Genomic DNA, 25,374 nt, shown 5'->3' on the forward strand with positions numbered 1-25,374 from the left:
GCCGGCGAAGATCATAGGAAGTCATGCTTAAAAGTCTCACCCGGCTCTGGCTCAGCGGTATGCAGCAGGCGGCAAAGGCGCAGCGCAGCCAGCAGAAGAAGCTGCTGAAAAGCCTGCTGCCGAAGCCGCCCAGGAAAACCCGCAGCACGGTCAAGGCGGCGCCGAAGCGCGCGGCGCAGCCCTCGCCTTCATCGTCCGCATCCTCGTCGTCCTCCCCATCCGCGCCGGCGGCAGCGACACGGCTGCCCGGCAAGTGGATGGCCTTCTATTACTCGTCGCTGTCCGACAGCGGCACGCTGCCCGCGCGGCGCATGCAGTACTGGCTGTACATCCCGGCCAGCGCACCGGCCGGTCCGCTTCCCATGGTGGTGATGCTGCACGGCTGCGAGCAGACCGCGGCGCAGTTTGCGCAGGGCACGCGGATGAATGCGCTGGCTGAAGAGAAGGGCTTCGCGGTGGTCTACCCGCAGCAGTCGCTGCGCGGGCACGCGAACCGCTGTTGGCACTGGTACGAGCGCAGCACGCAGGAAGGCGGCGACGACGTGCGCCTGATCGCCGGCATCATCGACAAGGTCTGCAAGGGCTATCCGGTCGACCGTGGCCGCGTCTATGCGGCCGGCATTTCGGCCGGCGCCGGCATGGCCAACATCCTCGCGCTATGCCATCCCGAAAAGATCGCCGCGGTCGGCCTGCATTCGGGGCCGGTGTACGGCGGCGGCCACAGCAAGACCGGCGCCTACGGCGTGATGCAGCTGGGCGCGGCCCATCTGGCCAACCAGGCGATCCGCGCGGTGATGCTGAAGGCGGCCGCGTTTCCGGCCATGCCCGCGATCCTGATCCACGGCCACGAGGACCGCGTGGTCCGGCGCATCAACCAGGACCAGCTCGCGCTGCAGTTCCGCGTGCTCAACGGCCTCGGCCCGGACAGCGCCGCGCCCGCGGTCGACAAGCCGGCCCGCACCGGCGCCCAGGCGTCGCATGCATACCGGCTCCACGATTTCCGCCAGGGCCGTAAGCTGCTGCTGAGGGTCTGCGAAGTGCAGCAGCTCGAACATGCGTGGAGCGGCGGCGACTGCAGCCTCAAGTACAACGCCTGCCAGGGACCGGATGCGAGCCGGATGATGTGGGACTTCTTCGAGCGTCACCGGCGGTAGCAGGGCAGGCGGCGGGCGGCGCGGCCTGCGCGGAAGGCGCCGTGCGGCGCGGCTCCGTACGGCATGCATCGCGCAGATAATCCTGCCTCCCGTGCGGGCCGCCAGCCCCGCGCCTGGCCGGTTTCCGGCCCTTGCGAAACCGCCGCTTCGCCCGCATACTGTTTTTTCATACAGTCTCGCCGCTATCCATCTTGTCCAAGACTTCCTTCCCGCGCCTGGCCTTTGTCGACCTTGAAACCACCGGCGGCACCGCCACCACCGACCGCGTCACCGAAGTCGGCATCATCGAGGTCGATGAAGACGGCGTGCGCCAGTGGAGCAGCCTGGTCAATCCGGAGATGCCGATACCGCCGTTCATCCAGGGCCTGACCGGCATCACCAACGACATGGTCGCGAACGCGCCGACCTTCGCCGAGCTGGCCGACGACATCCATGCGCGCCTGGCCGACCGGGTCTTCATCGCCCACAACGCCCGCTTCGACCATGGCTTCCTGAAGAACGAATTCCGCCGGACCGGCCACGAGTTCCGGCCGCCGGTGCTGTGCACGGTGCGGCTGTCGCGCAAGCTCTTCCCGGGCTTTGCCCGGCACAATCTCGATTCCATCGTCGAGCGGCACCGGCTCGAAGTGACCCAGCGCCACCGCGCGCTGGGCGACGCGCAGCTGATCTGGCAGTTCTGGCAGAAGCTGCCCGAGAGCCATGCGCCGGCCGTGATCGAGGAAGCGGTGTCGCGCCTGCTGACGCGGCCGACCATGCCGTCGCGGCTCGATGCGCTGCAGATGGACAGCGTGCCTTCCACCCACGGCGTCTACCTGTTCTATGGCGAGAACGACCTGCCGCTCTACATCGGCAAGGCCAACAACCTGCGCCGCCGCATCCTCTCGCATTTCAGCACCGACCATGCGCTGCCCAAGGAGCTGGCGATCAGCCAGCAGGTCGAGCGCATCGACTGGCTGCATGCGTCAGGCGAACTCGGCGCGCTGCTCAAGGAAGCGGAGCTGATCAAAAAGCTCAAGCCCGCGCATAACGTCAAGCTGCGGGCCAACGAGGAAATCTGTTCGTGGCGGCTGCTGGAGCGCAACGGCAGCCTGCGCCTTGGCCTGGCCGTCACCGACGACCTGTTCTTCGGCCATGACACGGCGCTCTACGGGCTCTACACCAGCAAGCGGCGCGCCACCGATGCGATGAAGTCGGTCGCCGACGCGCACGCGCTGTGCCACGTCACGCTGGGACTGGAGAAGCCGCGCGGCGGCAAGGCCTGCTTCGCCAGCCAGGTGAAGAAATGCCTGGGCGTATGCGCCGGCAGGGAGCCGGTCGCCGAGCACAACGCCAGGGTGCTGGAGGCGCTTGCCGGGCTGCGCCTGCGCGCATGGCCGTATCCCGGGCCGATCGGCATCGTCGAAGGCGACAGCCTGCATGTGATCGACGGCTGGGCCTACCTCGGCACCATCCATGCGAAGGACGACCCGCGCATCCTGCTGCGGCGCGGCCAGCAGCGCTTCGACCGCGATGTCTACCAGATACTGCAGAAGAAGCTGGCTGCCCTGGGCGACCGCGTGATTGCGCTGAACGGGTAGGGCGCGCTCCGGCGACCGGCAGCCAGCGCGCTGCGGCTCTGCCCGTGGCGCCCGCCTTGGCGAAGCAGGCGCAGCAATCACGCCATTCTGTGTTTGCGAATGTAGATTTTTGGCAACAGTTCTAATATTTATAATTATTTCTTCCCGTTCATCCGCAGGCAGCCCGGGAATACTGCATTTATGTCATGGCGGAATGTCTATTTTTCAGGCTTAATTGCCCAATTGAAATTAACCTGAGCGCTGCCTGGATCGGGCAGGCAGGATTTACCCGGGGAAGATCACTAATGAACATCGCAGGCATGAGGGTGGCATACAGGCGGATGCGGCTCTGGACCGAGACCGGGCAGGCCTGGTTCCGGTTCTGCCTGGCGCTGATGGTGCTGGCCGGGCTGGGGCTGGCGCGGACAGCGCCGGCAATCCCCGGGCTCGACGCCGCCACGCTCGTGCTCGCCGGCTACGTCTGCTACGCCGGCTTGTGGATCCAGGTCGTGCGGCGCTCGCTGCTGCCCGGCCGCGTCCGCCGCATGGCCGCGATCGTCACCGACCAGTTCCTGTTCGGCGTCGGCCTGTACCTGGGCAATGCGCATGCCGCGCCGTTCATCTGCCTGCCGGTCGCGATTGCCCTCGGCAACGGCTTGCGCTACGGCCGGCGCTATACGCAGTTCGCGGTCGCCATGGGCGCGCTGTCGTGCCTGGCGGCAGTGACGGCGTCGCCTTTCTGGCGCAGCGTGCCGGGCTTTGCCGCCGGGGTCGTGCTGTCGGTGGTGCTGGTGCCGCTCTACGCGTCGGCGCTGAACGCGCGGATGGCGCAGGCCAAGCGCCGGCTCGCCCGGCGCGCCGCCCGGTTCGAACTCGCGTCGATGACCGACTCGGTGACCGGGGTGTTGAACCGTTACGGATTCATGAGCGCGCTCGGCGAGCGCGGCGCCCGCGCCGGCCGTCATTCGGGCGCGCTGATGCTGCTCGACCTGGACGGCTTCAAGGCGGTCAACGACGCCTGCGGCCATGCCGCCGGCGACATGGTGCTGGTGGACACGGCCAACCGGCTGTCGCGTTGCTTCCGGTCTTCCGACCGGGTCGCGCGCATCGGCGGCGACGAGTTCGCCGTGCTGCTGGCCGATATCAGCGACCGCTCGCAGGTCGAGGAACTCGCGGCGCTGGCCCTGGCGTCGATTGCCGATATCCGCATCGAGCAGCAGCCTCAGCTTGCGCTCAGCGCCAGCATCGGGGTCTGCATGCTGCCGCATCCCGACGCCGCAGGCGTCGACGCCATCCTGCATATCGCCGACAGCCTGATGTATGAAGCCAAGAAAAGCGGCAAGAACCGCTACCGGATCTCCGCGGTGACGGTCCCGCCGGCATCGGCCTGCGCGTCCGAAACCGTGGCCCTGGCCGCCTGAGGACGCATGCTTGCCTGGCCCTGACGAATTGCGCAAGGGCGCCCGCAGTCGCGCATGCTAGCATCCGGGCTTTATTAAAAACCGGGGAGGACAGGCATGGCAACAGTGCGTTTGACGCCGACTGAAGTACAGGTGGACCAGATGGTCTATGTCTATGAGAGCGCCAGCCAGGCGGATGCTTTCGAGGCATGCGTGGCGGCGCTGGATGTCGCACATTGCGCGGTGGATCATCCCCCGCAAAGCACGCGCGAGGCGCCAGCCGGCAGCTAGGCCGCCTTCGCCGTTTGCACGGCGCCAGGCCGGGCGCGCCCGATGCGCCCGACCGTCAGCAGGCCGGCGAAGCCCAGGGCCATCAGCATCCCGGTGGCAGGCTCGGGCACGGCGCTCGCCGTCCCGGCAATGCCGCCGTTCGCCGCGCCAGCGCCATCCGCATCGGCAGGGATGGGACCGACGGCTTGCAGCGGCAATTGGCCGATGTCGCGGGTGAAGAGACCGGGATCGTCGAGGTCGATAACCGATACGTTTTCCACGGCCGGGCCGACGCTCAAACCGGATGCAGGATCGCCCAGCGCGGTAACCATGTTGCCGCTGCGGGAAAGCTGGGCGCCGCGGCCCGGCGCGGCGGCATTGCCGATTGCGCTGACTGCGCCTGCCGCGCCGCCGCCGGGCATCGCGCCATCGTCCGGGCGCGCAGCATGAAAGGCCGGATTGCCTGCGGCCAGCGCAAGTTTAGGCAAGGGCGCGCCAACGAAATCGACCGGCAGCAGTGCCGCCTCCGGCATCCATCCCTCCGCCAGGGCCGTGGGCAGCATGTCCCGGGCGAAGTGAGCCGCCTCCGTGTGGAACAGCGCCTGCAAGTCCTCCAGCGTCGTTGCGGCCGCCATTGCATCGACTCTTGCACTCCCGCCAGCCATCTCCGGCATCGGCCTGAAAAACACACCCGGCCCCAATGCCGCCGTCGACACGGCGGCAATCACAATAGCGAGGGCAGATTGGCGGAGGGTGCGCATAATTTCCTTTGGTCAATGTTTGTAAAATTTACAAAGCAGTAATCATGCCAGAATAAAATATTCTTTAAAAACAATATATTGCTTTAAAGCACATTTTCAGGCTGCGGTAGTTGTAAATTTGCTCGACAGATAGACTATTCGAAGGTAAAAGCGGAGGCTTTGGCTCTGCCCATATTTCTCTGTTGCAAAAGCCCGTATACTTAATTCCATTTCCGTCAAGAAATTAGGCTTCCTGGCAGGCTTTTACGGGCGGACCGACGCGGTGCTGGGAGACATGTGCATATAAGAAACGACACCGACGAACTGAAAAGCGCACTGGCGCGGCTGCATTTTCTGAAGGGGAACATGTATCAGGTGGCAGCCTGGCCGCTACTGTGCCTGGCGATCGTCGCCGTGATCTGGATCGCGGCCTTTGCGCACGTCGCTTCGGAAAAGTCGCGCATACATGATGTCGCCTCCGGCAATGCCAGCCTGCTGGCGGCCGCATTTGCCGGGCAACTCGCCCGCACCGTGCAGCAGCTCGACCAGACCACGCTGGCGCTCGCCCATTACTGGAAGCTGAGCAAGGGCAGCCTGCGGCTGCAGGACCAGGCGGGCGAGGGCATTTATCCGGAAGTGGACGGATTTTCGGCGGCCATCTTCAATAAGGACGGAAAACTCTTAACCAGCCTGCGCGGAAAGACCGCGAGCGCCGACATTTCGGCACGGGCCTATTTTCAGGCGCATCGCGACCGCCGCGTGCGCGGCCTTCATGTCACCCGGCTCGAGCAGGGGCAGGGCGGCCCGGTCGTCGTGTTTACCCGTGCGCTGACGGACAGGAACGGGAAGTTCGACGGGCTGGTCTGCCTGATCGTGCCGCCAACTTACCTGACGGCGCTCGACGAGCAGACTGCGGAAGGGGAAAACAATGCGCTGGCCGTGCTGACGACCGACGGCCAGATGATCGTCTCCAGGCCGGGCAGGAACATGGGTTCGCACGTGGCCCAGGTCAACGGCGCGGTGCAGTTCCCGAGCCGCCGCGCGAGGACCGTGGTTCCAGCCGAACGGTTCAGCGATGGCCGCTCCCGCATCGTCGCCTGGGAAACGCTGGAAAAATATCCGCTGGTGTCGGTCGTTGCGCTGGCCGAGCAGGACATTTACCTGCCCTACGACTCCATGCGCCGCAACACCATGAGCATGGCAAGCGTCGCGACGCTGCTGCTGATGGTGGCCGGCCTCCTGGGCAGTGTGCTCTGCGCCCGGCTGGTCTGGCGCAAGCACCAGGCGGCGGTGATCGCGGACACCTACCGGCTGGCGATCGAAGGCGCGCACGAGGGTTTTTTCATGGCCCGCGCGCTATATGGGCAGGGCAAGGCGGCGACCGACTTCGTCGTGGAGAACTGCAATGAGCAGGGCGCCCGGATGATCGGTTTCTCCAGGGATGCGCTGATCGAGGTGCGCTTCTCTCAGATGTACACGGGGCGGATCTTCGAGCATGTGAAGGCGACCTTCCAGAAGGCCATGGAGAACGGCTTCCACGAGGATGAATTCATCCAGCCGGGCGAGAACGGCGAGCGTATCTGGATACACCGCCGCCTCGTCCGCTCGGGCGATGGCATCGCCATCACGCTGCGCGACATCAGCGAGGCCAAGGCGCATGAAAGCGCGCTGGAGTCGCTGGGCAATACCGACGCGCTGACCGGGCTGCGCAACCGCTACTGGCTGGGCCAGTACCTGCCGCGGGCGCTGGACAAGGCGCGCGAGGCGGGAGCCGCGGTCGCCGTGCTCTATCTCGACCTCGATGATTTCAAGGACGTCAACAACACCATGGGCCACGACGCGGGCGACCATGTGCTGCGCCAGGCCGGGCAGCGGATCGCCTCCGTGCTGCGGCCGGGCGACCATGTCGTGCGGCTGGGCGGCGATGAATTCACCGTGCTGCTGGCGCATCCCGACCGGCGCGGCGAGGTGGTCGAGGTCGCCGAGCGGCTGCTGGAAGCGCTGTCGGCGCCGTTCCAGGTCCGGGGCGGCCAGCAGCCGCGGATCTGCGCCTCGGTCGGCATCAGCCTGTACCCGGACGACGGCCAGACGACCGAAGCGCTGCTGCAGCATGCCGACACCGCGATGTACGCGGCCAAGAACAACGGCAAGGGACGCTACGCGTTCTACACCCCGGCGCTGACGGAGCAGATCGTCCACCGCATCCGCAATGAATATGCATTGCGCAGGGCGATCGAGGTCAACGAGTTCGTGCTGCATTTCCAGCCGCGCGTCAACGCCGTGTCCGGCGAGCTGCTGAGCATGGAGGCGCTGGTGCGCTGGAATCACCCGGAGCGCGGCATGGTGCCGCCGCTGGAGTTCATCGGCCTGGCCGAGGACACCGGCCTGATCGTCGAACTCGGCAAGCTGGTCATCGACCAGGCATGCATGCAGCTCGCGGCATGGCAGGCGCAGGGACTGCCGGTGGTGCCCTTGTCCGTGAACGTGTCGCCGGTCCAGTTCGCCCGATGCGACCTGAAGGCCGTCATCGCCGAAAGCCTGGCGCGCCACCGGATCGACCCGCTGCTGCTGGAAGTGGAGGTGACGGAGTCATGCATGATGCAGGACAGTGAAAAGGTGGCGCAGGAAATCGCGTCGCTCAAGTCGCTGGGCGTACGCATCTCGGTGGACGACTTCGGCACCGGTTATTCGTCGCTCTCGCAGCTGCAGCGGCTGGACCTGGATGTGCTGAAGGTCGATCGCGCCTTCACCCAGGCGCTGAACACCGGCAGGCAGGGCGAGGCCTTCTTCATGACCATCGTCTCGATGGCGCATATCCTCGACATGCAGGTGGTGGCCGAAGGCGTCGAGACCCGGGAGCAGCTGGCCATCCTGCAAAGCCTGGGCTGCAACGAGGCGCAGGGCTATTACATTTCCAAACCGGTCCCGGCCTCGCTGGCGGCCACGTTCATGCTCAAGCGCAGCCTGTTCCCGGAACTGCAGCCGGGACTGCAGATCGCCTAGCCAAAGGCGGCGCGACCGGACCTAGCGGGGCAACTGCTCGGACAGCTTGTCGAGCACGCGGGTCTCCCATTTCTTGCTGAGCGGATTGAGCGGCACGCTGCTTCGCGCGACCACCTCCACGCGGGTCTGGCCGGCGCTGTCGGCCTTGTCGACGAACACCGCCAGGTTGTCCGCAAGCCCGGCCACAGGCATCGTTTCGCCGAGCTTCATTTCGCTGCGCGCCACCACGTAACCCGAACCCTTGTTGAAGCCTTCTTCCTTCAGGCCCAGGTCCTTCAGCACCACCGGCACCGCATTCCATACCTGGTCGTACGACGCGTTGTAGACCCTTGCCTGGCCCGATCCCTTGGCGGCCCGCGTATCGGCGAGCGTGGAGCAGCCCGTGCTGGACAGCAGGGCAACAGCGGCAAACAGGGCGGCGATATGTCTGGACATGGAAACTTTCAAAAAAATCGGTAACAGTTTAATAATACCGGAACGATAGCAGAACACTCACTGGATTAATTGCTTAGGGTCAAGAAATCAGGAAGTTTAAGCGTGTCGCAGCCGGAGCGGGTCCAGATCGTTCGGACAGATTTCAGCGTATTTTCGGCATGAATTCGCCGGTATTCGGATTGATATAACCGCCAGGGACGCCGAGGTAACGCTCGCCGGTCGCCGGGTTGATGACATCGCCGGTGGAAGTGGGCGGATAGTACTGGCCATTCGCCGGATTGACCGCGCCAGCCTGCGGCACGGACTGCGGCCGCCTGCCGGCGTCCTTACTCCCGACTGTCGGATCTTCCGCTTCGGTCGCCGGCGCGGCCTTTTCACGCTCCGCGCGATCCTGCGTGCTTGCCGCGTGGGACTGACTGAACGCGGCGGCCAGGAGGAAGGTGGCAAGGTAGTGTTTTCGCATGTTGCGGGTTCCTGGGTGTCGGGTTCGGCGGCGCATGCCGCCGACTGGAATCACCGCTTTATAACACTGCTGACCGGGAATGCAGAAATGCGAATGACTACGGGGAATTGCGCTAGCGAGACTGGATCCCTCCTGCAGTTGGGTCGACAGGTGGGCGTCTCCAGCCGCCGTCCGGCGGGGACGGCGGCTAGTAAGCAGGCCAGTGGCGTCAGCCTGCAGCAGCACAAAGCTGTAGCGCCCTTTTAGCGCCACTGCATTCGTCTGCCGGCTTTTCCTGGGGAAGTTCCAGAGGAGCTTGTGTCGCCGGTTCAGCTATTGCAGGGGGCTCGGTTGCCGGCGGCTGTGCATCCATTGCCTTCACCTCGGGTTCTGCGACTGGCATAGGCGCAGGTGCAGGCATCGGCGCAGGCGTGTCCTTGATAAAGGCATTGTCATAGGGCTTTACGGCATCTACTTGCACCGTCCGCGGAGGCGCCAGGCGGCCTGCACTGAAATAACCTGCCAGTCCCAGCAAAAAACTCGCGAGCAGCAACAAGCACGGCCCAAGCAGGCCAGTGACTGCCGGCTTGTCATGCCGGTGCCCGCTGCTGTCCTGGGCGGTCAGGACGTTTGGGCGAACTTGGGATGCCGGCGCCAGGCCATTACGTTGTCCTGGCGACAGGTCGGCATGCGACTCCTCGATGCGCTTGCGAGCCGTGGCAAGTGTGCCAGGTACCGTGCCTGCCGTCTGGTTCAGCGTCGTGCTCGCCTGGCGCCGCGTCAGACTGTCGAACGAATAACTGGTCAGTCGTTCGCTGTTGGCGATGATAAGTTCCTTCTCTGGAATATCTTGGGCTTGCATGATCACTATCCATACAATGAAGTGGTTTCACCCGGTCCAGCCATCCCCATTTTTGCCGGACAGCCAGAGAGGACGTATCGCAGACGCCCTTTGAATGCGCGTCACGAGAATCGCCCAAGTACCTTGGCAATTCGCTCACCGGCTTTTCCGTCGCCGAAGGGGCTTTGGCTGACTTGCATGCTGCGGTAATAAGCCTCCGAGGAGAGCAACTTTCCTGCTTCGGCCAAGGTCAGTTCGACGTCGGTTCCCACCAGTTTCGCGCCGCCGCCGTTGATCAATTCCTGGCGCTCGGTACTTTCCCGGGCTACCAGCACCGGCTTGGCAAAGGCCGAGGCCTCCTCCTGAATGCCTCCCGAGTCAGTGAGCGTAAAGGCGCAAAGATCCAGAAGATAGATCAGGGCCGGATAGGGCAGCGGTTCGGCAAGAAAAATACGCCCTCTTAACGATGGACTTAGCTCCGAAAGTCCTCGCTCGACGTCGTCCCGCACGCTCGGATTCGGATGCACCGGCCAGATTGCGACCACATCCGGAAATTCCTCGACAATGCGGGCCACTGCCAGCGCAATGTTCCGGATGGGCTGTCCCCAATTTTCCCGCCTGTGGGCGGTAATGAGAATTTTCCTGGAGTGCTTCATCTTTTCCAGAAACGCGGCAAGACCTGCGGGCAATTCCCTGATCAGCTCGGCACTATCTGCCTTGATCTTGTCCAGCGTCCACTGAGCAGCATCAATCACCGTATTTCCCACTTCAAAAATCGAATCGTCCGCAATGCCTTCCTGCCGCAGATTCTTACTGGCGCGAGGCGTGGGGGGGAAATGCCATTGTGCAAGCCGGCCGATCATTTCACGGTTCTTTTCCTCAGGAAAAGGGTCATGTTCATGGGTGCGCAGCCCTGCTTCCACGTGGGCCACGGGCTTTCGGTGGTAATAGCCGAGGGTTGCGCCGACAAAAGCAGAGGTCGTATCGCCCTGCACCAGTACGACGTCCGGTTTCAATTGGAGAAGGGCATTCTCGACCTTTTCAAATAGCGCAGACGTGAGGCTTCCTAGCGAATTGGATGAGCGCCTCAAGTCAAGTGATACGTTGGGCAGCATTCCGAAAAATCGATAGAGATCGTTTGCTACGGAACCATGTTGGCCGGTATGCAAAATGCTGATTTCTTTCTCCGCTCTTTTCAGCGATTGAAAGACAGGCGCCATTTTAATTATTTCCGGCCGCGTGCCTATGCAAAACAAATACCTTTTATCGTTCATTTTTTCCTCGGAAGAAAGCATGGCAAATTGCAAGGAAAGCATCGATTCCCATTTGTTAAATTAATCCAAGCAGGAATGAGTTTTACTGGCGCCAAGTTGGCTATCTTGATAAAAGTCAAAGATGAGCAGCGGGTTCGGAATAATGAATAACGTTAAATTGGTAGTAGAAGGGAAATGGAAAATTAATAAAAAAAAATCTATATATAATAGAATTTTCAGACATACTAATTAAAAAAATAAATTGTTTAGACAACTGTGGGTGATTTGTTTAACTGGGAAACAACGGACCGGACTGCTTTTGATCCATCAGTCTACAGCCTTGATGTTGGTCAAAATCGTAACAAAGGGGAACGGAGAATATAAAAAAAATGCACGGTTTTTACACAAATCACTTCAAAATGTGACAAAGGGTCAGTATTAATAATTTGAATATTTTTTGGTTTTGTCGAGCAACATCAGTTAAGAAAGCCTATAGGCAAAGGGGGAATAATTTGCAAGTACTTTCGAGTGGGAATAAAGAATTTCCCTCAGCAACGGTATCTTCCTGACCGGTCGTTTCGCTCGCCATTTGAGATGGTTCGAGCGGCAATCCACCTGTCAATTCAATTCCCGTAGCAATGAGGACTTAAATGATTGCCGGCTTTGAAAAGCCGAATGGATTCGTATTGCGGTCGTAGTTGTGCGGACGTTGTTATTTATCGGGAGTTTGTAATGCCAAGCGTCGATGCTTTTGCATATTTTTTATTGTTTGCAAAAATCACCATGCTGCTTGTCGGCCTCTGTTTTCTGATAAGCGGACTTGATGATCTTTTCATAGACATCTGCTATGCCTGCCGTAATTTATATCGTCGCCTCGTAATTTTGCCAAAATGCAATGCTCTTAGCGAACAGCGCCTAAGGGAAAAAGAGGAGCAGTGGATTGCAATCATGGTTCCCGCCTGGGACGAGTCTGCGGTAATAAGGCCGATGCTGGAAAACACTTTGCGGGTTCTTGACTATACGAATTACCGGATATTCATAGGCACCTATCCAAATGATCTGGAAACACAGCGGGAAGTGGACCTGGTCAGGGAAGGCAATATCCAGGTACATCGCATCACCACGCCGCATGATGGCCCTACGAACAAGGCAGATTGCCTGAACTGGATTTATCAGGGTATCCACCTGTATGAAAAATCCCATGGGATGAAGTTCGAGATATTTGTCATGCAGGATTGCGAAGACGTGATCCATCCGCTGTGCTATCGCCTCTTCAACTACCTGATTCCACGCAAAGACATGGTCCAGCTTCCAGTGCAGTCGCTGGAAACCAAGTGGTACCAGCTTACTGGTGGGCATTACATGGATGAATTTGCCCAAAGCCATTACAAGGATATGGTTGTGCGCGAAGCAATCAGTGGCTGCATCCCGGCAGCTGGCGTTGGCTGCGGGTTCAGCCGTAAAGCATTCGAAACAATCGCAGGCAAGAACAACAATCAGCTTTTCAGCATCGATTCACTGACAGAAGACTACGACTTTGGCTTTCGGCTGCATCGGAATGGATTAAAGCAGGTATTCGTCCGCTACGAAGTCGTTCGCAGCGTCCAGAAAAAACAATTTTTGACTGGAAAAATTACTAATGTAACGAAGAGGGAAACCGTCTGCATCAGGGAATATTTTCCTGCGAAATTCATGTATGCAGTAAGACAGAAGTCACGATGGGTCGTGGGAATCACAATGCAGGGGTGGGAAAACCTGGGATGGCAAGGATCCTTGGCAACGCGTTATATGCTTTTTCGCGATCGCAAATCGATACTGACCAATCTGCTCAATCTTGTCGGTTATTTACTGGTCGGCTTGGTGCTGACGGTCTGGTTTATTCAATGGCTACACCCGGATACTTACAAGTATCCCCCTTTGCTCGAGAAAAATTCGCTTCTGTGGTATGTACTTTATGTAAATGCATTCCTCCTCCTGCTCCGGATCCTGTTGCGAGCCTATTGCGTCTACCGACTCCATGGAACGATGCACGCGTTTTTATCGTTCCCTCGAATGATATGGGGAAATCTCATCAACTTTCTTGCAACGATGAGGGCTATTAAACAATACGTGCGATATCTCAGGACAGGGAAATTGATCAAATGGGATAAAACTACGCATCAGTATCCGTCAGAGGAACAATTGCTCTCCTTCCGACGTAAATTGGGAGATATTTTGCTGGATAGTCGCCGTATTACAGTTGATCAATTAAACCATGCTCTTAAGATACAGTGCGAAAAACCTGCATTATTAGGGGAGATTTTAAAAAGCCTAGGCTGGCTGCAGCAGCATGAACTGGACGAATTTCTGCTGCGTCAATAAATTTTATTTACCAAGGAGTAAGCATGAATTATTTATTAAAAATCCGTCATTTCGGCGTCTTTGCGGCAATCGTTGGAAATGGTATTGCCGCTCAGGCCGCTGACGTTGCGCCGCCGCCAAGGCCGCCAGGGTTTCAGCTTACAGAAATTGTCCCAGGCGATTCTCCGGTAGAAAAAAATAGAAAAATCCGGGCACATCACAACAAGACGCACTTCAAAAAGGATGTGACAAGAGATGATACGTTGGACGAGGCCAATGACGATAAAGGCAAGGGTAAAGGCGACGACAACGGCAAAGGCAAAGGCAACGACGATAACCCGAAGAAGTGACCGGGACGTACCGACAGTCAGAAAATCAGGAGAAATATTGTGAAACTACGTTCTATCCTACTTGCATTGTTCGCGGCCATTTTTATCTGGCAGCCTGCGGCCTGGTCCCAAACTGTTCCGGTCAAGACCCTCGTTCTCTACGATGAACCGGCGCAAGATAATTCGTTCAAGAAATTGGGCCTGAGTTATGCAATCATGCTGCGCAACCTGATTGGCCATTTCAACAGTACGGTAGATCTCGTCCCGGTCCAGAATTACACGCCTGGCAAGCTGAACAATTATTCGGCCACGTTCTATATGGGGTCGTATTACGACAACCCGGTACCTGCCAGTTTTCTCGCGGATGTCAACACCAACTACAAGTCGACGTCACCAAAAACAGTTGTCTGGTTTAAATACAATCTCTGGCAGCTTGCTTGGAATGGCGCATACCAATTTACCCCAACGACTGGCATTACTTTTTTAGACATAAAGGGACTCAATGCAGTGCCGTCTAGCGCCAATCCTGCACCAGGCTTCTATGACACCGTGACCTACAAGGGCAATCCGATGGTCAAGTACTATCAATACAACGGCAGCACCGTGCAGGCAGACCCGGAAATGGGCGCGACGACCGTGGCAGCACCGGCGCAGGCCTTGGTCTCCATCACCAATTCGAAAAGCAATACCACGCTGCCTTACGTGGTGAAATCGGGCGCATTCTGGTATTTCGCGGACTTGCCGTTTTCCTATATCGGACCGAGGGATCGCTACCTGGTCCTGGCCGACATGCTGCACGATATCCTCGGTGTCAATCATGCCGAGGACCACAGGGGTCTGGTCCGGTTTGAAGATGTCGGCGCATTGGTAACAGTCGCATCGATGCGCACGCTGACCGACTACATGTTCAGCAAGAGGATCCCGTTTGCCATTGCGGCAATACCGCATTACATGGATCCGCTAGGCGCCTATAACGGCGGCGTCGCGCAATCCGTACCGATGTCCCAGGCATCGAACCTCAACCGGGCGCTGACCTATGCAATCCCGCGCGGCGGACAGATCGTCATGCATGGCTACACGCACCAATACGGCAACAGAAAGAATCCGCACACCGGCGTCAGCGGCGACGATTTCGAGTTCTGGAACATCGTGCAGAATACACCGGTGGCAGAGGAGGGATCCAGCACAGCCTGGGCCGTTGCCCGGTTACGCGCCGGAAAACAGCAAATGGCGGCGCAAGGCTACGCGCCATTCGCATGGGAAGCGCCACATTATCAGTCTTCGCCAATGAGCATACGAGCCGCGAAACAAGAGTTCGCCAAGACCTACCAGCGCGTTGTCTACTACACCTCGGATCTCCCTGACCTCGTTGGCAGTGCGTCCAAGCCACGTGATTTCGCTGTGGGGCAGTTTTTCCCGTATTTCATCAAGCAGGATTATTACGGGCAGCAGATCGTGCCGGAAAATCTGGGCAATATCGAATACAACATCTGCAGCGTCGATCCTTCTTCCTGCTTCGATTACACCTGGCAGGACCTGGAACTGAATGCGAAGTACGCGCTGGTGGTGCGAGATGGCTTTGGCTCGTTCTTCTTCCATCCTTTCTGGCTTGAACCGACTCTGGGCACGCCTGGATACGCCGATTTCCAGAAACTGATGAATAGCATGACCACGATGGGCTATCGGTGGGTTTCTCCCAAGGATGTAACCCAGTGATTGCTGGTGCGCCTATCTGACGAGAGGGCGCTGCGGCGCCGGTTTGCTGGAGAAAAAAATGAATGGAATAAATGGTGTTGGGGGAAGGGCTTGTCCGGCGAACGGCAAGTCCGAGAGCACGATTGGCGCCACGCAAAAAAACTACGTCCTCTCCGGCCTTCTCGTTGCATCTCTCCTGCCGGCAGCGGCAGGAGATGTATGGGCGGTAGACGCTTCCAATTCGCTGACCGTGCCCAAGTACGAGCGTGCCGGAACAGAAAACTGGCTGGCGTCGCAAATAAGGCTCTTCCGCTCGTATCCCCATCTCGACCGCGCTTATCGGCTGATTGCCGCGGGCAAGCAATCGGAAGCGGCCAAAGAACTCAAGCTTTATCTGGAACTTGAACCCAGGGACAGGCAAAGCCGCGTTATTTACTTGAATGTGCTGTACCGGCTCAAGCGATACGACTCGGTATTGCAAGAGGCAAAATCATTACTGGCTGACGACCCAAAAAGTTCGAACGCGTATCTCTATCTCGGTCTCGCCTATGAAGCCCAAGGCATAAAGGAACGCGCCCTCGCTGCATACCTGCAGGTATTGAATCTCCCCGGGCTGGATGCACCGACAAAAAAATACGTGGGGAACATGGCGGCCGACCTTGCTTTGCAGGGCTCGCGTTATGCCGATGCGTTAAATGCGCTGGATCAGGTCAGAGAGCCGCAGGCCGACATGTATTACCTGTTCCGGCGGGGAGCGGCGCTGGCTGGCCTGCAGCGGCATGACGAAGCCGTGCGCACCTACTCCGAGGCGCTAGGCCTTGCCGGGACGCCGCAGGAAAAGCGCAAGCTTCACGAGACGATCTTCTACATCGAGCGGCAGCTGGGGCGCACGGGCGCAGCGATGAAGCACGTCGACGCGATTTTGGCGCTTTATCCTTCGGATCTCGCATGGTTGCGCACGAAAGCGACAATGCATTACCTGAATAAGGAAAATGCCAGCGCGGTCGCGGTATTGTCGGCCATGATGGGTCTCAATGCGATTGTCGAGGACCATTTCTTCTTCGCCAACATCCTGCTTGAAGAGCAGCGGTATCAGGATGCGATCGCGCAATATTCCGAAGTAGTTGCCGCAACCGCAGCAGCCAATACAGAAATGCGATTTCGCGCGCATATGGGTCTGGGCTACGCATATGCCAGCGTCGGACAAGTCGGGCGGGCGCAAGCGGCATTTGAAACGGCGGCGCAGATTCAGCCGGCGCCAGAGGCCAAGCAAGCGCTGAGCAATGTCGGAAAGATGCTCAAGCTCACAAAGTTTCATGTCGGTGCCGGCGGAGCGCAGCCGGAGCGAGATAATGCGGCTGGCGCGCAAACTGCCCGGTCGATGACAGAGAGGGAGTTGGCGGCCGAGTCAAGCGGTCCTGTCCGTAAAAAGGGAGCGCGCTCCAGTGTCCGGGCCACGCCCGCTCCTCGCCTGGCAGAGCCTGCGCCTGATCCTGCTGCGCAGGCGATGCAAAAAGCCTACGATGACATAGCAAACAGCAAGGACGAAAGCGCGGTTGCTTCCTTTCAGCAGGCGCTCGCGAATGGTGGGGAAACGGAGCAATTGTTTCTCGACATGGGATTCTCCTATTCGCGCTTGAAGGACACGGCGAAAGCCCGCGATGCCTTCCTCGCTGCGTTGCGTTTCAACCCTTCGGCAAAAAACATCGTGCACGTCGCGCGCAGTTATGTCGCAAGCGGTCAGCCTGAGCTCGCTATTCAGTATTTTAAAAAGGCCAGGCAAGCGCTCGTCGAATTTCTTCCTGAGGAACAGAAATCAATACTGGTAGAACTCGGCAACGTCTACTTCAGCAAGGAAAACTTCACGGCAGCAATAGAGGCTTGGCGGCAGGCGCTTTCGTATGGCGACGATACTTCGCTGCTCATGCAAGTCGCGTTCGCACAGCAGACGGCAAAGCAGGACCTGGCTGCGCTGCGTACCCTCGCGCAGGTCGATCCGACAGTGCTTGCGCCGGATCTGAAGAAGCGCTTGTACACGCAACTGGTGCATATCCATGACCGCCTGAACGATCCAAAATTGGCCCGGGAATACATGTTAATCCTGGCGGAAACCGAACGGTCCGCCACCCGATACTACGACGTCGGTTTGTATGAACTGCGTCACCAGGACGAGTTGTCCGGCATCGCGCATATAAAGACGGCGATGGAAATCGATCCCCAGAATCCAGTGTATTCCGAACAGCTCGCCTACTTGTACAAGAATCGTGGCAATTATGCCGAAGCAGCCCGGCTCTTCGAACAGGCGATCAGCAAGGATCCTGCGCGCACCGGGCTGTACCAGGATCTCGCCTATTCGTATAAGCAGAATGGCGACAACGATCGTGCTGTTGCATGGTTCAAAAAGTCCATCGATCTTAAACTAGAGGAACTTAAAAACACCCAACAGGCGCAAAAAGCGAAGGCCGGCTCAAGCCTCGGCAAGACATCGCGCGCTGGGGACGCAAGCTCACCTGGAAGTGCGCAGGATCGTGGCGCCGCCAGCGCGAAGCCGGGAACAGGCGCTGATGAAATCAGCCTGGATGCAATTACCGATCTTGGATCGCCAACTGTATCCGACGCAAACGACGCCACGAACGCACCGGCAGGCACAGGCGCCAGTTTCCAAACGGTTAGTTTCAACAGCACAGAGTCTCTTCGGGAATATTCCAGCCCGGCGATGATTTCAGCTGACGCCGAGATGCAGCTTGCGCAGGCGGCGGAAGTCAATCCGGCTGGCACCAGCTCGCAAGCCGGGGCGGAAAGCCTGGCCCGTTCCCAGGAAGAGGAGCTGTACAGGATGCGGCAAGAAGTACGGGAACTGACACGCCGCTTCCAGTTCAACTTCTACCAGTCCTATCGTTCGAAATCGGAGGCGCAAACCCAGGCCGCCGCTGCATCCTCGCCAGCTTTTTTCAACAGCGGCGTCATTCCCTCGCAAGGCGGAATCGAGTTTATCTTTCAGCCCCCGGTCATTGGCTATCGCGACGGCGAGATCTTCCAGCTTTACTCCCGGATGTTCTGGTCGAACCAGCCAAATTCTCTCAGCATCGCGCATGACACGCTGCAAGCAGGTGTAGGGGCGCGCTACAAGCCATTCAAGACCCAGGACATGTTTTTCAGCCTGGAGCGTCTCGTCAAGATCGGTGACCAGTCGCAGAATGACTGGCTTGCGCGAATAAGCTACGCCCTGACCGACGGCTACGATTTGAAGCTGGACCAGCCGTCATGGAATCAGACGATTTTTTACGGGGACCTTGGACGCTTTTTCCCGAATGCGGGCATTACCGCGCTTTATTCGGAACTTAGGCAGGGACGTACGTTCAATTACCGTAACCGGGCATTGATTACGCCCCATGTACTCATTGCCGGTCGAAAGCAACGTCCTGATCCCGACAAGGCCAGTTACATTGAAGCGGGCGCCGGGATCGCGTTCAAAGTCCGGTTCAATGAAAATCGCTACGAAGCCGAGCGTTCCAGCATGGAATTTCTAATGCAGTATCGCCGCGGTCTTAATAACCAGCACACCGGTAGCTGGGTCTTTACTGCAGCGCTTCAGTTTTAGGGAGATCACTCAATGCAGTTTCGACCGAGACAATATCTGCTGCAATGGCTGGGACTGATTCTCATGCTTGTGACCAGTCAGCATGGTCTTGCAGCAGGCGGCTCCCAGACCGAGGCGGTCAGCCGCCCGCCGGCTTGTTTGCAGGGAACGTTCATACAATTGGTCGACGAGAACAGGACATGGCCAAGGACACAATGGGAATCGCTTTTTAAGCAGTTCCAGGAACTGAAAATAAATCGTATCGTCTTGCAGTGGACCGTGATCGACGGCCAGGCTTTCTATCCATCGCACAATTTCAAATCCGCGACCGAGCCGGTTGTCGAATGGATCATGTCGCTTGCAGACACTCACGGCATGGAAGTTATGGTTGGCTTGACGCATCAGTCAAACCATTGGGATATCGTGGGAAAAGCAGAGCAGCGTCCAAAATACCTGGCAGAGGAACTGGCTCGGATCGCACAGGCAGTTGATGAATTGGGCCCGTTGGTTACGACGCATAAATCTTTCCGTGGATGGTATATCAGCCAGGAAGTGGATGACTTGAACTGGATGGATGATGTATCCAATGAAAGTCTCCGGTCTTTTCTCGTTCAGGCGAGCACGCTGTTGAAAACCCTGACCCCACGGGCAACGATCGGCGTTTCCGCATTTGCCAACAAGGCGACAGCGCCACAAGAGCTCGAATTGTTCTGGAGCCGTATGCTGGCGCGTGTCCAGAATCTGGACACGATCTATTTTCAGGATGGCATCGGTGTTTATAAACTTGATTTGGCTGTCTTGTCGGCTTATTACAATGCAATGCACACCGCTGCAAAAACGAACAAAAGAGAAATGATGCCTGTCATAGAAATCTTCGAGCAGACTTCGGGCATGCCGCTAAATAACAATGCGTTCTCGGCAAAGTCTGCGCCACTGGAGCGTATTTTGCGCCAAGTATCGGAGGCGGAAAATTACTCTGCAAAGCATATTGCTTTCAGTGTGCCCGAGTATCTGTCTTCCATGAAGGATGGTTCAACGCGACAAGCCTACGACGATTACATCAGCTACATGCGCGAAAAGAAAATCGTCTGCTCCGACAATTAAACCTGCTGCCTGGCTCTTCCCCAATCGTTTCAGGTCATTCGGATTCAGTGATCGGATTCGTTTGGGCGGCGGGGCCTAACGGTTACCCCGGCGCGACCAGCGCAAAGAATGGCGATGCCAAACGCGGCCGTGTAACCCAGCCGTTTAGCATCGCATGGGATGTCCTTGCTGTAGGGTGTTGCGATACGTTTATATTTTTTCCCCGCCTGCTGATTCCGCAGCTTCGTGCAAAAGCTTGGTCAACTCATCCGTGTCGTTACTCTGGCCCGAATGATTCGCGCGTATCAGGAAAAATTTTTGTATATACGTCGAATTCGGTTGCAGCGGAAGAATTTTCAGTTTGCCGTTTTTCAGGGAATCGCTGATGCGGTTTATCGCAACCCAGCCATAACCTATCCCTTCGCAGATTGCCGAGATTGCCGTTTCGAAATTGCTGACGTACCAGTGTTTTTGCGCAGTCGGAAGCGATCCAGCCAGGTCGACGTTATGCACCATATGCTCGGCAGGGGAGATGATCTGGATCTCGCCATTCAAGTCATCCGCACCCAGTTCCCTGTCCAGTCTAAATAGCGGATGGGCCGGATGCGCAACGGGCACATATTCAATTTGCGTAAGCACATTGCCAAGAAAGCCTTGCGGCACCACGTTGCTGATCGTGATGTCGGCCTCGTCGTTATGCAGCATTCTCCGGATTTCCGCCGCAGATGCTTCGGTCAACCGCACTTGCGCATTGCCGTGCTGCGAACTGAAACGGCGCAGCGCGGGAATCAGGAGCCGTGTCGGGAAACCGTGCACAACTGCCAGCCTGATTTCCGGCTTGACGCCGTCGCGCACGACGCGCGCGAGTTTCTCCAGTGCCGCCGCTTCGGACAGAAGGAAACGGGAACGCTTGAGCAGTTCGCGCCCAGCGTCAGTCAGCTGCGATTTGCGGCCATCCAGCCTCAACAGAGCGACATCCAGTATTTCTTCCAGGCGGGCAATCGTGTAGCTGATCGTCGGCTGACTCACTTCCAGCGACTCGGCCGCCGCCGCAAAACTGCCGCATTCGACCACTGCATGAAAAAATACCCATTGCTTTAAGGTGGTTACCGGCGCCTGCAGATAGGCTTTCGGGCTGCTGCTGTCTCCACGGTTCGACGTGTCATCTATGTCGTTACCATCCACTCCCTTTGGTGCCATTTCCATTTTCTAATTCCTGGTTAGTGTCGGTTACAGTAGCGCTTCAAAGGAATTCGATCTATCTGATCTGGATGTAAGATCAGTCTTTCGGAAATTCAAAATGCCAATTTTAATAAAGATTAAAGAATTAAACGAAAAAGCGTGAATTTTATTCCTGCCAGATAGCGCTCAGCTGCGGTGCCTTGGTGACTGCCGATTTTTAACTGCGAACATCGCATTTGGTAGTTAAGTTCAACGTGAGAATGAAAAAAGGCTTGATCGTGTGCCAACAGTAGATTCCCGACGTTATCATGCAGAGTGGAAATTGCTCTCGTCATGCTTGAAACCGACAATCAACTTCAGCATCTGGCATCTTGGGTCGCTGCTAAATCCTGCAAGCATTCCTTGATCATCAGTAGGTTAAATTGCTGCCCTCATTAAATTACCGAATGCTGTGGCTTAAGCACGATTACGAAATTTTAGCCCAGTCTATTAACTTCATGACAAAAAAACAATGAAGGCTATTGACTGAATCGGTGTCTGTGTCGTTTAGGTCACAATTCGGTAATTTTGCTCTTGCGTCTTTGCTGACAGATGAATATTGCCTCTAGTTATATTTAATTTATCTATTAATCGTCCAAGTTTCTAGGGAAAAGTTTGATTGAATAGATACTTTAGGTTGTTCAGAAAATATTGACAACGACAGGATATGTGAGTGTGGATCATGGTTGTGGCGGTAAATTCCATTTGCCGGATTTAATAACTAATTTGGTCCATGGAAAAGATTGTGATCATGATTTGTTATTTAAAATATCAAGAATTTTTTCGAATCGAATAATATATTTACGCTCGAGCGAGAATTTCTTTTATGGTCGAGTTAAAAAGATTGCACAAGTAATTGATCGCCCTGGATTTCAGAAAATTGGGTAAATAGATGCAGTTCAATAACTATTTATTGGCTGCAAGAACTGCGACAGCGGGTTCAATACGATTACAGGTGGAAGATCGGTAATCGGAGGAAGGAGACGCCGTAGGGCGACGTTGCCCGAGATCGGAGTTCGCGGAGCGTGGGATGGCGTAAGCGGGAAAGGCGGCGTCGATGCAAGTGCCTTGGCGCAGGCAGCCGCACAAAACAAAAAGCCCAGTCTTTTGAACTAGGCTTTTTGTTTCAATCTTTTGGGGTGGCCGATGGGGCTCGAACCCACGACAACAGGAATCACAATCCTGTCCATACTGCAATATAAATCAAAGGGTTAGGCCGATTCTTTGGAACATGGAATTTACGACAAGCCCGGAGAAACCGGACTAATTCTCGCTATCTTCCAAAAATATCGAGCCTATTTTGTGGCCTTTGCGGTCTTCGTTTTGCGCCGATCGTAGACCTTCGCGACCATCCGACCGTCACTGTGACCGGTGGCGTCGATGATGTTTGCGTCGCCGCCTTCCATCCGGTCGGTCACCGCGCTGGGTCGCATATCCGCCAACGTGAAGCGGGTGAAGTCGAGCCCATTTTCCTCGGCGTGCTTCTCGCAATACTTCATGAGCCGGGTCCAGATCGTATTCCAGCCGCTTCGGGTGTACACCTGGCCATGGACGTTGCCGAAAATATAGACGCTGCTCGTCCGGTGCAGCTGAATGGCCTCGTCGATCGATGCCCGCAGCGCCGGCGACCACTCGATCAGTTTGTTCCGCTGCGCCTGGCCCTTCTTGCGTTTACCGACGGCGACCTCGATTCCTTCCGGCTTGATGTTCTGCCGGGTCAGGGCGCGCATCTCGGTAGGCCGGCTCACAGTCAGGTACGCTGTATACAAACAGAGCGCCATCACCAAATAGCTGCCGCCGCGCTCGCGGGCAATCTTCAGCGCCAGCTCGAGGTCCGCGGCCTCCACGTATTTCTGGCGTGGCCGGGTCTTGTTGTATTTGATGCCGCGGCAAGGATTGGTCTCCAGCTCGCCCATGCGGCGCCCGTATTCCAGTACCGCAGACAGGAGCGCGATTTCCTTGTTCGCCTTCGCCGGCGCGCCCTTGGCGGCCCGGTTGGTCAGGTAGGCATAGATGTGCCGTGGCTTGATCGCTTCCGGCGGCATGGCGCCGAACACCCGGGTCAGCCAGGCCGACTCCACCTTGTTCTCCTTCAGCGTGATCGTCGCCTTGCGCATCTCGCTATCCGCCGGCATGGATTCCTGCCAGACAAAGTAACGCTCGATCAGATCCGCCGTGGTGCCGGCCTGGACTGCATTTCCGTTGAGGACCTCGGCGCGGAGGATGGCGTCCCGCCGGATCTCGGCGACGGCCGCCGCATTGTTCGCCGCCGCGCTCAGGCGGAAGGCCCATTTTCCGCTGGGCAGCTTATAGCCGTAGCTGACCTTGAATTTGCCCTTGCGCTCGTACAGTCGAAAAGGGAGGCCGTCCGGGGACTCACGACGGCCGATCACGAGAATGCCGCCATGTTCGGCTCATACTCAGCCTGGCCGGCCGGCACCAGTTGGCCCTGCATGCGCGAGTCGTGATAGGCCCGGCTCACACTGGGAAAGCCGGTGATGGTCACGGAAAACGGCCATTCGTTCTTCGTCAGCCAACGCCGCATGCATGAAAAGCTGTTCGGGCGGCAGCCGATGAGCCCGGCCAATTCGCCGGCGGTCAGGTATGGATTCACTTCGTTATTCCTTTGCTTCCTGTATAGGCTCACCAGTCGGCACCAACTTCCAGCCGCCGCTGACAGGGCGCAGCCTGGAGATAGACACCTTCGTTTTCCCGCCTGTATCCCGGTCAACGCGGCCCATGACGACCTTCTCGCCCTCAATGGCATAGATGCGGCGCTGGCGTCCGTCCATACGGGGGTCCATGTCCTGCCATACCTGCCCGACTTTAACTTCCGTGCCGTCTTTCGTGACCGGATGAATCCCACCAGTCGGCGCCGCCAGCCGCGCATTAACTCGCTCCGCAAACCGCTCCCATACCACCTTGCGGACGCCTGTCAGCGGCCATGGCTCGCCCGGGATTTCTGGGAAAGCCTGATGCAGCATTTCACCAGTGACGCGGACCGGGGAGGGGAGAACCTTCCACGTTTCTGGCTGGGCGGGTGCGGCGGCAAGCATGGCCTTGTAAGCTGGCACGACACGGAAGGGAAACTTCGGCCATTCCCGCAGCTTCCACTGTGCAGCCTGACACATGGCTTGGTCGGGGTCTTCCGGCACCAGCTTCCAGCCCTTCGGTATTTCGCTCATCCCTGTTCTCCTGACATTTCCTGATGGTTGCTGACTTTTGACTGGTCCTGACCAGTGCTGACAAATTCCGACGTGCTGCAGGTGAGGCAGGGCAGCTTGCTGAGGGCGGTGGTGATGTAGCCGGTGCCGTGGCAGTGCTCGCAGGTTAAGCGGCTGTCTTGGGCGTTCATGCTACGATTCCTCCAAACAACATTGGAGACGAGAAATGGCAGCGGAAGTAGTTGAGCAAGGCATTAGGACCGGGGAGTGGCTTACCATTTTCGCTACACTTGTTGGCCCGATTCTGGCTGTACAAGTTCAGAAATTGGTTGAGGCCGGCCGCTCTAAGCGCGACATGAAAGAAAGTGTTTTTCGCCGTCTGATGGCGACAAGAGGGGCGCGACTTTCTGCGGAGCACGTCCAAGCCTTGAACATGATTGATATTGCCTTCTATGGTGTTCGTGTCTTTAGCTTCCATTGGCAATCTGCTGCTGAGAAAGAAGTGCGGCGGCGATGGCGCGATTATTTCGATTCGCTTGAAATCGATAACACCGGCTGGACTGAATCCCAGTCGGAAAGACTTATTGAATCGAGATATGAAAAATTCAATGCTTTGCTTTCCAGCATCGCAATCGCGCAGAACTACGACTTCGACCCGGTTGAGTTGCGCAGAAATATTTATAGCCCAAACGCTCACGGCACAATCGATGCGGAAAATAACGCCATTCGTTCTGGTCTTTCGAAGGTGCTCAATGGCGCCTCCACTATAAAAATGGATGTTGTCAGTTTCCCTGGCGGCGCCAGCGCAAACGGAGACCAAGGGCAAAGTGTGGGGTAGAAATCCAAAGGGCTTAGCCTTGGTGAGCAA

The 25,374-nt window shown here is 57.6% G+C and carries 21 protein-coding genes; 11 read left to right on the plus strand and 10 right to left on the minus strand.

The features are described 5' to 3' along the window. Positions 1-23: 23 nt before the first annotated feature. From QOL82_RS19350 to QOL82_RS19365, 4 genes are all read left to right on the plus strand, one after another. Positions 24-1,154 (plus strand): extracellular catalytic domain type 1 short-chain-length polyhydroxyalkanoate depolymerase, encoded by a 1,131-nt coding sequence (locus QOL82_RS19350; protein WP_283443944.1) that lies wholly within the window; start codon positions 24-26, stop codon positions 1,152-1,154. Positions 1,155-1,345: 191 nt separating this feature from the next. Next, positions 1,346-2,731 (plus strand): 3'-5' exonuclease family protein, encoded by a 1,386-nt coding sequence (locus tag QOL82_RS19355; RefSeq protein ID WP_283443945.1) that lies wholly within the window; start codon positions 1,346-1,348, stop codon positions 2,729-2,731. A 284-nt stretch (positions 2,732-3,015) separates the two neighbouring features. Continuing rightward, the gene (locus QOL82_RS19360) at positions 3,016-4,131 is read left to right on the plus strand and encodes a GGDEF domain-containing protein (RefSeq protein WP_283443946.1); all 1,116 of its coding nucleotides are present in this window, start codon (positions 3,016-3,018) and stop codon (positions 4,129-4,131) included. A gap of 96 nt (positions 4,132-4,227) precedes the next feature. Next, positions 4,228-4,401 (plus strand): hypothetical protein, encoded by a 174-nt coding sequence (locus tag QOL82_RS19365; protein WP_283443947.1) that lies wholly within the window; start codon positions 4,228-4,230, stop codon positions 4,399-4,401. Here QOL82_RS19365 and QOL82_RS19370 read toward each other — a convergent pair. After that, positions 4,398-5,141: a PEP-CTERM sorting domain-containing protein gene (locus QOL82_RS19370; protein WP_283443948.1), complete on the minus strand. Its 744-nt coding sequence runs from the start codon at positions 5,139-5,141 to the stop codon at positions 4,398-4,400. The two genes, QOL82_RS19365 and QOL82_RS19370, sit on opposite strands and share 4 nt — an antisense overlap. Before the next feature lie 276 nt (positions 5,142-5,417). On the opposite strand from QOL82_RS19370, the gene QOL82_RS19375 reads away from it, so the two are divergent. Then, positions 5,418-8,123 carry a bifunctional diguanylate cyclase/phosphodiesterase gene (locus tag QOL82_RS19375; protein WP_283443949.1) on the plus strand — a complete coding sequence of 902 codons (2,706 nt, stop codon included), beginning with the start codon at positions 5,418-5,420 and terminating at the stop codon, positions 8,121-8,123. 21 nt (positions 8,124-8,144) lie between these two features. Here QOL82_RS19375 and QOL82_RS19380 read toward each other — a convergent pair whose 3' ends face one another. The 4 genes from QOL82_RS19380 to wecB all read right to left on the minus strand — a co-directional run bounded on the left by QOL82_RS19380 (position 8,145) and on the right by wecB (position 11,157). Next, a complete protein-coding gene (locus QOL82_RS19380) occupies positions 8,145-8,558 on the minus strand; it encodes a hypothetical protein (protein ID WP_283443950.1) in 414 nt (137 codons plus the stop codon). A 142-nt stretch (positions 8,559-8,700) separates the two neighbouring features. Continuing rightward, on the minus strand, positions 8,701-9,021 hold the full coding sequence (locus QOL82_RS19385) for a hypothetical protein (protein WP_283443951.1): 321 nt from the start codon (positions 9,019-9,021) through the stop codon (positions 8,701-8,703). Positions 9,022-9,229: 208 nt separating this feature from the next. After that, positions 9,230-9,862, minus strand: a complete 633-nt coding sequence (locus tag QOL82_RS19390) for a hypothetical protein (RefSeq protein ID WP_283443952.1) — start codon at positions 9,860-9,862, stop codon at positions 9,230-9,232. Positions 9,863-9,963: 101 nt separating this feature from the next. Then, complete coding sequence (wecB, locus tag QOL82_RS19395) at positions 9,964-11,157, minus strand: non-hydrolyzing UDP-N-acetylglucosamine 2-epimerase (RefSeq protein ID WP_283443953.1); 1,194 nt, start codon at positions 11,155-11,157, stop codon at positions 9,964-9,966. 669 nt (positions 11,158-11,826) lie between these two features. On the opposite strand from wecB, the gene QOL82_RS19400 reads away from it, so the two are divergent. The 5 genes from QOL82_RS19400 to QOL82_RS19420 are packed head-to-tail and all read left to right on the plus strand — an operon-like array spanning position 11,827 to position 20,142. Beyond that, positions 11,827-13,455 (plus strand): glycosyl transferase family protein, encoded by a 1,629-nt coding sequence (locus QOL82_RS19400; protein WP_283443954.1) that lies wholly within the window; start codon positions 11,827-11,829, stop codon positions 13,453-13,455. Positions 13,456-13,478: 23 nt separating this feature from the next. Then, complete coding sequence (locus tag QOL82_RS19405) at positions 13,479-13,784, plus strand: hypothetical protein (RefSeq protein WP_283443955.1); 306 nt, start codon at positions 13,479-13,481, stop codon at positions 13,782-13,784. 39 nt (positions 13,785-13,823) lie between these two features. Beyond that, positions 13,824-15,479 (plus strand): DUF2334 domain-containing protein, encoded by a 1,656-nt coding sequence (locus QOL82_RS19410; protein WP_283443956.1) that lies wholly within the window; start codon positions 13,824-13,826, stop codon positions 15,477-15,479. 58 nt (positions 15,480-15,537) lie between these two features. Beyond that, on the plus strand, positions 15,538-19,059 hold the full coding sequence (locus QOL82_RS19415; RefSeq protein ID WP_283443957.1) for a tetratricopeptide repeat protein: 3,522 nt from the start codon (positions 15,538-15,540) through the stop codon (positions 19,057-19,059). A gap of 12 nt (positions 19,060-19,071) precedes the next feature. Continuing rightward, positions 19,072-20,142 (plus strand): DUF4434 domain-containing protein, encoded by a 1,071-nt coding sequence (locus tag QOL82_RS19420; RefSeq protein ID WP_283443958.1) that lies wholly within the window; start codon positions 19,072-19,074, stop codon positions 20,140-20,142. A 189-nt stretch (positions 20,143-20,331) separates the two neighbouring features. On the opposite strand, the gene QOL82_RS19425 is transcribed toward QOL82_RS19420, so the two are convergent. The 5 genes from QOL82_RS19425 to QOL82_RS19445 form a co-directional block, all read right to left on the minus strand. Next, positions 20,332-21,327: a LysR family transcriptional regulator gene (locus QOL82_RS19425; RefSeq protein WP_283443959.1), complete on the minus strand. Its 996-nt coding sequence runs from the start codon at positions 21,325-21,327 to the stop codon at positions 20,332-20,334. A gap of 1,310 nt (positions 21,328-22,637) precedes the next feature. Beyond that, the gene (locus tag QOL82_RS19430) at positions 22,638-23,735 is read right to left on the minus strand and encodes a tyrosine-type recombinase/integrase (RefSeq protein WP_283443960.1); all 1,098 of its coding nucleotides are present in this window, start codon (positions 23,733-23,735) and stop codon (positions 22,638-22,640) included. Continuing rightward, the gene (locus QOL82_RS19435; RefSeq protein WP_283443961.1) at positions 23,732-23,956 is read right to left on the minus strand and encodes a DUF4224 domain-containing protein; all 225 of its coding nucleotides are present in this window, start codon (positions 23,954-23,956) and stop codon (positions 23,732-23,734) included. Before QOL82_RS19435 ends, QOL82_RS19430 begins: the two co-directional genes overlap by 4 nt. 4 nt (positions 23,957-23,960) lie before the next feature. Beyond that, positions 23,961-24,527, minus strand: coding sequence for a DUF6354 family protein (locus QOL82_RS19440; protein WP_283443962.1), 567 nt, complete (start codon positions 24,525-24,527; stop codon positions 23,961-23,963). Next, positions 24,524-24,697 carry a hypothetical protein gene (locus tag QOL82_RS19445; protein WP_283443963.1) on the minus strand — a complete coding sequence of 58 codons (174 nt, stop codon included), beginning with the start codon at positions 24,695-24,697 and terminating at the stop codon, positions 24,524-24,526. Before QOL82_RS19445 ends, QOL82_RS19440 begins: the two co-directional genes overlap by 4 nt. Positions 24,698-24,732: 35 nt before the next feature. On the opposite strand from QOL82_RS19445, the gene QOL82_RS19450 reads away from it, so the two are divergent. Then, a complete protein-coding gene (locus QOL82_RS19450) occupies positions 24,733-25,344 on the plus strand; it encodes a DUF6680 family protein (protein ID WP_283443964.1) in 612 nt (203 codons plus the stop codon). The last annotated feature ends 30 nt before the right edge of the window (positions 25,345-25,374 follow it).

Source organism: Noviherbaspirillum suwonense (assembly GCF_900182955.1).
Classification (GTDB): Bacteria; Pseudomonadota; Gammaproteobacteria; order Burkholderiales; family Burkholderiaceae_D; genus Noviherbaspirillum_A; species Noviherbaspirillum_A suwonense.